The following is a 9443-nucleotide window of genomic DNA, read 5'->3' on the forward strand; positions in this document are numbered from 1 at the left end:
AACCGGCGCCGGTCCAGGCAGCCCCTCAGATGACCCTGGGTGACGCCTGGCTGATCTGGCAGCAGGCCTACGCGGGGGTGGTGCCCTGGCAGCACGCGGTCGCGCTGCGCCACGACACCGCGGCCACCCTGGAGCGCGAGCGCCGCTTCCTTGCCCACACCCTGGGGAGCCTGGTGATCGGCGCCCGGGTGGCCGGCGATGACCGCCGCCAGGCCGGCCTGCAGGCCTGGCAGACGGCCCTGGCGGGCTGGGACCCGGCGGCCGCGCGCACCCCGGGCCGCTTCGACCTGCCCTGGCTGGGTGCCAACCGGCGCCACAACCCGCCCTTGGCCAGCCTGGTTCACTACGGGGTCTGCGCACCCCCCGCCTGGGTGGAGGTGTGGAGCCTGGATGGCGTCAGGCGGCTGGAGTGGTCGGCCGCTCGGCAACTGGACGATCTGCTGGCGGCCCTCTCGCCCCAGGCCGCCCGCGATGCGGACTGGGCCGCGGTGGTGACGCCCGACGGCCGCATCAGCCGGCGCGGGGTGGCGGCCTGGAACCACCAGGCTACGCCGCTGGTGCCGGGCAGCCGCGTGCTGCTGGAGCTGCCCGGCGAGCGCGGCCTGCGCGCGGCCTCGCCCTTCCCCGGCACCCAGGGGGAAAGGGAGCTGATCAACGACCGCTTGCCGGCGCTGCTCGCCACCCGCCTGCCCGGCGACGCCTGCACCCTGACAAGGACGCCCTGATGCCTGCACGCCCTAGCCGTTCTGCATCCCCTCGCGGTTCTGTCACCCCTCGCTCTTCTGCCACCCCTCGCTCTTCTGCGTCCCGGAGCTTTTTTGCATCTCGCGGCTTGTCTGCAAGCCGCCGCTTTCCCCTGACCCCGCTGGCGCTACTGGTGGCCCTGGCCAGTGGCAGCGCCACGGCTGCGGAAGGCGGCCTGGCCGGGCAGTTGGGGGCCGGCCAGAGCGATTTCGGCGGCGTGGGCCTGATGCAGGTGCCCACCGCCCGCATGGCCCCCGAGGGCACCATGAGCGTGAGCTGGAGCCGCACCGCGCCCTATCGCCGCTACAACGTCTTCTTCCAGCCGGTGGCCTGGCTGGAGGGGGGCTTTCGCTACGTGGAGACCGAGAACCGCCTGTTCGGCCCCAGCATCGCCGGCGACCGCACCCACCTGGACAAGGGCGCCGACGTCAAGCTGCGACTGCTCGACGAGACCCGCTACTGGCCCCGGCTCGCGGTGGGCTTCCGGGACTTCGGCGGCACCACCCTGTTCGGCGCCGAGTACCTGGTGGCCAGCAAGCGCTGGTACGACTTCGACGTCACCCTGGGGCTGGGCTGGGGCTATCTGGGCAATGCCGGCGACGTGAGCTCGCCCTTGGGCTGGCTCGGCGACCGCTTCGACGACCGCCCGCGCCGCGCCGGCGGCGACCAGGGCGGGGAGTTCGCCGTGGACCAGCTGTTCCGCGGGCCCATGGCGCTGTTCGGCGGCGTGGAGTACCAGACCCCCTGGGACCCGCTGGTGCTGCAGCTGGAGCTGGAGGGCAACGACTACCAGAACGAGCCCGGCGGCAACGACCAGGACCGCGATTCGCGCCTCAACCTGGGCGCCCGCCTGGCGCTCTCCGACAACCTGGAGCTGCACGCCGGCTGGCAGCGCGGCAATACCGCCATGGCCGGGCTCGCCTACAACATCGACCTGGCCGGCATGCGCCAGGTGAAGAACGACCCGCCGCCGGCCGACCTGGACGCCGCGCCGCACGGCGACTGGGCCCGGGTGGCCGAGTCGCTGCAGGGCAACGCCGGCATGCGGGTGTCGCGGATCCAGCAGGATGGCCGCTCGCTCTACGTCGAGGCCGAGCCGACCACCTTCCGCGCCTTCCCCCAGAGCGAGGGGCGCGCCGGGCGCATCCTCCACGCCGAGGCCGGCGACGGCATCGAGCGCTTCCACTACCGCTGGGAGAACCGCGGCCTGGCGCTGCGCGAGAGCGTCCACGACCGCGCCGACTTCGTCGCCGCGGCGCGTTCGGCGGAGCACGAGCGCCAGCATTGGCAGGGGGTCTATGCCCATGCCCAGCTGCTCGAGCCGGGCGGCGAGCCGCTCTACCAGGCCGGCGGGCAGCGCTTCAACTGGGGCCTGGGCCCGCGCCTGGACCAGAACTTCGGCGGCCCGGACGGCTACCTCTACCGGCTGATGGCGGTGCTCGATGCCGAGTACCACACGGATGCCAGCGGCTGGTTCTCGGGCCAGCTGGCCTGGACCCTGCTCGACAACCTGGATCGCTACGAGTACCGCGGCCAGTCGGACCTGCCGCGGGTGCGCACCTTCCTGGGCGACTACCTGGCCGAATCGAGCCTGGGCATCGAGAACCTGCAGTACACCCGCACCGCCCGGCTCGGCGACGATTGGTTCGCCATGGGCTACGGCGGCCTGCTGGAGATGATGTACGCCGGCGCCGGCGGCGAGCTGCTCTACCGCCCCTTCGCCAGCCGCTGGGCGCTGGGCCTGGACGCCAACTGGGTGCGCCAGCGCGACTTCGAGCAGCGCTTCGACCTGCGCGACTACGACACCTGGACCGGCCACCTGACCGCCTACGTGGAGACCGGCGTGGAGGACGTGCTGGCCCAGCTCAGCGTGGGCCGCTACCTGGCCGGCGACTGGGGCACCACCCTGGACCTCTCCCGGGAGTTCGACTCCGGCGTGCGGGTCGGGGCCTGGGGCACCTGGACCGACGCCGGCGACGACTTCGGCGAGGGCGGCTTCGACAAGGGGCTCTATGTGTCGATCCCGCTGGACGCCTTCTTCACCCGCTCCAGCCTCGACACCGCCACCGTGGCCTGGCGCCCCCTCACCCGCGACGGCGGCGCCCGGCTCAACCGCCGCTACGGCCTCTACGGCCTGACCGACGCCCGCGACATGGGACACTACTGGCGCGACTATCCGAAGACGTGGGAGTAAGGAGCAAGGAGCAAGGAACCTCCAAGCCCACCGTAGGAGCCGGATTTATCCGTGGTCCGACACATCGGCGATGGGGAGAGGCGAGGGACGAGGGGCGAAGAGAACCACCATCGGAGCCGTAGGAGCGCAGATCCTGCGCGATTGACCAGGGGCTGGGGTTGTGTGGGAGGTCGGGGCCCCCGGGCGAATCTTGGGGATCTTTGATGTCTCTCACCCCGTGACTCAACTCGGTATCGGCAATTGGCCGTTGACCAGCAATGGCGCCAGCCGGAACCGCACCTCACGCACCGACACCCCCGGCTCCATGCCCCAGAGGAAGAACCGGATCAGGTCTTGCGTTTCTTGTGACGACACCCGGAAGGTGTCTCTCGGCGAGTCACCGGAAAGCGCCTGCGGCGACAGCACGGCGATGTTGCAATCACCCCGCCGCTGTCCTGCGTCGACCCGGCGCGATCTGCGCCGGGTGAGATAGGGCAATAGCCGAGCCGAGGGAAACTCGATCGCCTTGATACCGGCCTGGCGGGCACACTGGCCCACCGCCTGACAGAGCGTGTAGTCCAAGGGGCTGGTGATCTCGGCCCGGCGATCCTGCCAGGTCGGAGCGTCCAGGGGGAGCCCGTGCGGGGTCGAATAGCCGGCCACCAGCAGGGCGTAGGTCGCGCTGATCGCCTTGGGCGGCGGTGTCTGCTGGTCGTGGAGGAATCGGAACTGGTAGTAGGCCTTTTCGGCGAGACAGGTCAGGGGCGCGCGGCTGGCGTAAAGAATACCCGGATCACTGACGCGCCCGAAGCGCGACGGATAGGGCAGAGGTGGCTTGCGAAACGGCCGGGCCAGACGGATATCGAGCGCTTCAACGCCCGCCACCAGTGCTTCCCGCTCGCGCTGCTCATCCATCAGCCTGCGCAGGGTGACCATATCCCCCGGATCCTTGAGGCGTTGCGCATGGGCGAGGTCGGTCTCTTCCTGCTCCCTGATCACCCGGAACAGCTCCCCACCCGCCCCGCAACGGCCAGCCTGGACCCGCTGGTGCCAGTCGGCCATCTCAGGGGCGGGCCTGGGTGTCTTCCAGGTAGTTCACCACCCGGGTCAGGCCCTCCACCCCCCGGATCAGGTGGCGGGGACGTTCGCCACCAAGCCCCGAGTTGGGCGTATCGATCCAGTGCCGCATCAGCTCGACATCCCAGCCCACGATGCTGCCCAGCGCCCGATGCGTGCGTACCACCAGCAGGCTCAGCTCGCCTACCTTGCTTCCCGGATCAATACCCTTGCGTGAGGTGCTGGTACGATGGCGACCGATGATGGCCTGGAGTTCCTTCTGGGACAGCCCCAGGTCACGCGCTGCACTGGCCAAGGCATCCCCAAGGACAAGTGCGGCGGGCTTTTCCTCGACCACGGTGAGCGAAGCGGTAGCGTTACGCATGGCAAGGCCTCCTGCTGTAGTTGCACTGAGTATAGCCCCCAGCGTGCATATGCACCTCGCTCCTTGCCCCTCGCCCCTCGCCCCTCGCCCCTCGCCCCTCGCCCCTGGCCCCTGAAACCAAGAAGACCCCGCCTAGGCGGGGTCTTCTTGTGAGGCAGAACCGCCGTCACCCGAGGGTGACGCCAGGCTCGAGCAGAATTACTTCTGCATGGAGCGCTGGAACATGCGGTTCATCTCGTCACGGTTCTGCTCGGACATCTGCAGGGCCGCCTGGGCGTCACGCTGTGCCTGGTTGGCGGTGTTCTGGGCCTGGGTGGCGATGCTGCGGGCTTCGGCAGCGTCGGCCTGCGCGGACTCGGCGGTCTGGCGAACTTCTTCCAGAGCGGCGTTGGAGGCACAGCCAGCCAGGATGGCCAGAGAGGCAGCGGCGGCGGTCAGCTTCAGGGTGGTCTTCAAAGTCATGGTGTTCTCCTTGAGTCTTCCTTGGGTACTGCGTTAGTGATTACCTGACGATCAGGCATCCTGCACATGCAGGCCATCTTGCAGCGACTTGTGCTGCGTAGCACTGTAGTCAAACGCTGTTTTATTATAGACAACGGCGCTTGTCCATAGCTGTATACGTCCCTTGCGCACGTCATAGCCTAGCGGATCACGACCCGGGTGCCAATGTCGATCAGCGAGGCGAGGCGCTCGATCTGCTCATCGGTGACCGCCACGCACCCCTGGGTCCAATGGAACTGATGGTGGATCTCGGGGTCGCCCTTGCCGATGCCGTGGATGCCGATGAAACCGCCCAGCGCCGTCTGCTGCGGCGGGTAGCCGTTGAGGCGGTAATAGTGGAAGTAGTCGTCGTAGTCACGCTGGGTGAAGACCCCCTCCTCCAGGGCCATGCGCGCATGGGTCGGGGTCGGGTAGTCCAGGCCGATGAAGATGTGCCAGTCGCTCTCGCGATTGAAGCGATTGACCCGGAACTCGCCCAGCGGGGTGACGTTGCTGCCGCGCAGGCGGCCCGTCCGGGCCCCGCCGCGGCCCAGCGAGATGGGCGCGAAGCGCTCCAGCGGGAAACTGCCCCGGTAGAGGGTCAGGGTGGCCTCGCGGTCGTCCACCAGCACCCACACCTCGTCGGGGTGACGGGCGACGTGGGCGCGGTCCAGGATGGTCTCGATCAGGTTGGCGGAGGCACCCTGGGCCCCGAGCAGCGCCAGGGGCGCCCCCAGGGCCATCAGGGTGAAGCGGCGGCGGGAAAGGGGGTTCATCGGATGACACTCGGCTGATAGCGGGTGGGAAATTCGCATGCGCTGATATCGCAGAGTTTATAGCCTACCCGAGCCCCTTCTGTCAGGCCCCCGGCCGCCAACGCTGCGGCTGACCCAGGGCATGGCCACCCCGGGAGCTGCCATCTAGGCTGGAAGGGAAACGGCGGGCCACCCCGCCACCCGCGCCCGGACGCTACCACGCCCGGCCCACGCCTGGCCAAGGACTCCCGCATGCCCCGATCGACCCGCCCCGCCCTGCCCGCCGCCTTCGCCGACGATCCCGACTTCGCCACCTGGGCCCGGGGGGTCGGGGTGATCCGCCACGACCCGGTGACCATCGAGCGCATCGCCGAGCTGCTGACCCGCCACGCCGCCGAGCCGGCGCGGCGCCGGGCCTGGCTCGCCCGTCTGATCGCCGCCGACCGCCTGGCCTGCATGGGCATGTGGCTGGTGGCCCACCTGACCTACGCCCGGCGGGTACGCCTGGACGGCGAGCCCCTCGCCGCCGAGGAGTTCAAGCCCAACCCCGAGGGCCATACCGGCGGCGCCCTGAACATGGTGCCGGCCTACGTGGGCTACCTGGCCGCCAACGCCCTGAGCGACCTGACGCGCAGCTGGCTGATGGGCCAGGGCCACTGCGTGGCGGCCATCGACGCCGTCAACCTGCTGGTGGACAACCTGGGGCCCGCCCACGCCGCGCGCTATTCGCTCGACGATGCCGGCCTGAGCCGGCTGGTCAACGACTTCTATCACTGTGGGGTGGACCCCGATGGCTATCCCGTCTCGCCGCTGGGCAGCCACGTCAACGCCCACACCGCCGGCGGGACGAGCGAGGGGGGCTATCTGGGCTTCGCCGGCCTGCAGTACGTGCACATGCCGCTGCCCGGCCAGCACCTGGTGGCCTTCCTCAGCGACGGCGCCTTCGAGGAGCAGCGCGGCAGCGACTGGGCCTCGCGCTGGTGGCGGGCCGAGGACTCGGGGCCGGTGGTGCCGGTGATGATCGCCAATGGCCGGCGCATCGACCAGCGCACCACCATGAGCCAGGCCGGCGGCACCGACTGGTTCGAGGACCACCTGGTGCTCAACGGCTTCGCCCCCCTGACCATCGACGGCCGCGACCCGGCGGCCTTCGTCTGGGCGATCCTCACCGCCGAGGCGGAGCTCGCCGACCAGGCCGAGCAGGCCCGCGCCGGCCACGCCCGCTACCCGCTGCGCCTGCCCTACGTGATCGCCGAGACGCTCAAGGGCTTCGGCTTTCCCGGGGCCGGCACCAACGCCGCTCACAACCTGCCGCTGGGCGGCAACCCCGCCACGGACGCCGACGCCCGGCGCCGCTTCCACGAGGGAGCCGCCGCCCTGCACGTGCCCGAGGCCGAGCTGCGCGAGGCCATCGCCGCCCTCAACAACCATGCCGAGAGCGCGCGGGCGCGGGAACGCGACCACCCCCTGGCGGACCCGCACCCCGAGCGGCCCAGCCTGCCCGAGCCGCCCGGCTGGGCCCTGGGCGAGCGCGTCTCCCCCATGGCCGCCATCGACGAGGCCTTCGAGAGCCTGGTCGAGGCCAACCCCGGGTTGCGGGTGCGAGTGGGCAACCCCGACGAGATGCGCTCCAATCGCCTCAACCACACCCTGGACCGGCTCAAGCACCGGGTCACCGACCCCGAGCCCGGCGTGGCCGAGGCGCTCGACGGGGCCGTGATCACCGCGCTCAACGAGGAGGCGGTGGTCAGCGCGGCGCTGGCCAACAAGCAGGGACTCAACCTGGTGGCCAGCTACGAGGCCTTCGCGGTGAAGATGCTCGGCGCCATGCGCCAGGAGATCCTCTTCGCCCGCCACTGCCGCGAGGCGGGCCGCCCGCCCGGCTGGCTGTCGCTGCCGATCCTGGCCAGCTCCCACACCTGGGAGAACGGCAAGAACGAGCAGTCCCACCAGGACCCGACCCTGTGCGAGGCCTGGCTCGGCGAGATGGACGACGTGGCGCCGACCCTCTTCCCGGTGGACGCGCCCAGCGCCGCCGCCGCCCTGCTCGCGCTCTACGCCAGCCGCGGGCGCATCGCGGTGATGGTGGTGCCCAAGAACCCGGTGCCGGTGCGGCTCACCGCCGAGCAGGCGACGCGGCTCGCCGAGGATGGCCTGCTCTGCCTGCACGACGCCGCCTCGCCGCGCCTGCAGCTCTTCGCCGTGGGCGCCTACCAGCTGGCGGAGATGGAGCGGGCCCGGGTGCGGCTGGAGCGCGCCGGCATCGCGGCGAGCCTCTTCGTGATCCAGGAGCCGGGCAAGCTGCGCGAGGCCCGCGACGAGGGCGAGGCGGGCGCGGTGCTCAGCCAGTGCCGGCTCAGCACCCTGGTGCCGGAGGTGGCCCCCCGGGTGTTCCTCGCCCACTGCCGGCCGGAGCCCCTGGCCGGGGTGCTGCGCCCCCTGGACACCGGCGCCCGCTCGCGCTTCCTGGGCTACCGCAACCGCGGCGGCACCCTGGACACCTTTGGCATGCTGTTTGCCAACCGCGCCACCTGGGCCCACGTGCTGGAAGCGGCCAGCGAGGTAGCCGGGCTCGACCTCGAGGCCCTGCTCAGCGGCCCCGAGCGCGACGCCCTGGCCGGCGAAGGCGACACGGCGGTGCTGCGTCATCCGTGACAGGGGCGAGGGGCGAGGGACGAGGAGCGAGGAAACCCAAGGCAGCCGTAGGAGCGCAGATCCTGCGCGATTGACCAGGGCCTGGGTTCTGTGGGAGGCCGGCTCTGCCGGGCGAATGGAGGCCGAAGGACTCCCTGACGGCAGGCACAACCACCGGCAACACCGCCGGGGCGCCTGCGGCGCCATTCGCTCGGGGAACCCGAGCTCCCACAGGATGCCTTGCTCCTTTCCCCTTGCCCCTTGACCCTTGCCCCTCGCCCCTTGTCCCTCGCCCCTCGCTCCTGTCAAGCCGGCAACAGCGCCCCCATGCGCAGTACCTCGCGCAGACTGGTGATCCCCTGCTCGGCCTTGTTGAGGCCGTCCTGCAGCATCAGCGTCTCGCCGCGCGCCACCAGGGCGCGGCGCAGGCGCGATTCGTCGGCGTGGCGCAGGATCAGCCCGTGGTCATCGGCGGTGGGCTGCCACACCTCGAAGACCCCGGTGCGCCCGCGAAAGCCCAGCCCGTCGCAGCGGTCGCAGCCCCGCGGCAACCAGGCCGTCTCGGGCAGCGCCACCCCCATGGCATCCAGCCACTCGGCCTCCCGCGCCGGCAGCGCGTCGCGCTCCCGGCAGTGCTCGCAGAGCCGCCGCACCAGGCGCTGGGCCACCACCAGCCCCAGGTTGGCGCTGATCTCGGCGTCGCCGAGCCCCATATGGCGCAGGGAGGAGACCACCCCCACGGCGTCGCGGCTGTGCAGGGTGCCCATCAGTGAGCGCCCGCTGCCGGCCACGTTGAGGGCCGCCCGGGCCGAGTCGGGGTCGCGGATCTCGCCGATCAGCACATAGTCCGGGTCGAGGCGCAGCAGCGAGCGGGTCCCGGTGACGAAGTCGAGCCCGCTGGCCTCGTCCACCTGGATCTGGTTGATCCCGGGAATCTCGTACTCCACGGGATCCTCCAGGGTCACCACGTGGCTCTCCTCCAGGCGCAGCTGGTTGAGCAGCGTATAGAGGGTGGTGGTCTTGCCGGAGCCGGTGGGGCCGGCCACCAGCAGCATGCCGCCGGTGGCGTCCATCCAGCGCCGGATGCCCCGGGCGCCCTGCTCGCCCACCCCCAGCGAGAGGGTGTCGCGGAAGCTCTCCGGCGGGGCCAGGAAGCGGATCGCCAGCTTCTCGCCGGCCACGCAGCTCACCGCGGTGACACGCAGGAAGGTCTCCT

General features: G+C 70.9%; 8 protein-coding genes. 3 read left to right on the forward strand and 5 right to left on the reverse strand.

Features of this window, described 5'->3' with window-relative positions; genetic code table 11:
* On the forward strand, window positions 1-725 hold a 725-nt coding region (locus tag J5F18_RS13675), incomplete at its 5' end, for a capsule biosynthesis GfcC family protein (protein ID WP_346299154.1).
* A 107-nt stretch (window positions 726-832) separates the two neighbouring features.
* The gene (locus tag J5F18_RS13680; RefSeq protein WP_346299155.1) at window positions 833-2938 is read left to right on the forward strand and encodes a YjbH domain-containing protein; all 2106 of its coding nucleotides are present in this window, start codon (window positions 833-835) and stop codon (window positions 2936-2938) included.
* A 222-nt stretch (window positions 2939-3160) separates the two neighbouring features.
* Here J5F18_RS13680 and J5F18_RS13685 read toward each other — a convergent pair whose 3' ends face one another.
* The 4 genes from J5F18_RS13685 to J5F18_RS13700 all read right to left on the reverse strand — a co-directional run bounded on the left by J5F18_RS13685 (window position 3161) and on the right by J5F18_RS13700 (window position 5614).
* The gene (locus tag J5F18_RS13685) at window positions 3161-3979 is read right to left on the reverse strand and encodes an RES family NAD+ phosphorylase (RefSeq protein WP_346299156.1); all 819 of its coding nucleotides are present in this window, start codon (window positions 3977-3979) and stop codon (window positions 3161-3163) included.
* Window position 3980: 1 nt separating this feature from the next.
* The gene (locus J5F18_RS13690) at window positions 3981-4358 is read right to left on the reverse strand and encodes an MbcA/ParS/Xre antitoxin family protein (protein ID WP_346299157.1); all 378 of its coding nucleotides are present in this window, start codon (window positions 4356-4358) and stop codon (window positions 3981-3983) included.
* Between the two features lie 198 nt (window positions 4359-4556).
* On the reverse strand, window positions 4557-4820 hold the full coding sequence (locus J5F18_RS13695) for an Lpp/OprI family alanine-zipper lipoprotein (RefSeq protein WP_346299158.1): 264 nt from the start codon (window positions 4818-4820) through the stop codon (window positions 4557-4559).
* Between the two features lie 179 nt (window positions 4821-4999).
* On the reverse strand, window positions 5000-5614 hold the full coding sequence (locus J5F18_RS13700) for a L,D-transpeptidase (protein WP_346299159.1): 615 nt from the start codon (window positions 5612-5614) through the stop codon (window positions 5000-5002).
* Window positions 5615-5845: 231 nt separating this feature from the next.
* On the opposite strand from J5F18_RS13700, the gene J5F18_RS13705 reads away from it, so the two are divergent.
* Window positions 5846-8248 carry a xylulose 5-phosphate 3-epimerase gene (locus J5F18_RS13705; RefSeq protein ID WP_346299160.1) on the forward strand — a complete coding sequence of 801 codons (2403 nt, stop codon included), beginning with the start codon at window positions 5846-5848 and terminating at the stop codon, window positions 8246-8248.
* A 284-nt stretch (window positions 8249-8532) separates the two neighbouring features.
* Here J5F18_RS13705 and J5F18_RS13710 read toward each other — a convergent pair.
* On the reverse strand, window positions 8533-9443 hold a 911-nt coding region (locus tag J5F18_RS13710; protein ID WP_346299161.1), incomplete at its 5' end, for an ATPase, T2SS/T4P/T4SS family.

This window comes from Halomonas sp. BM-2019 (assembly GCF_017584085.1).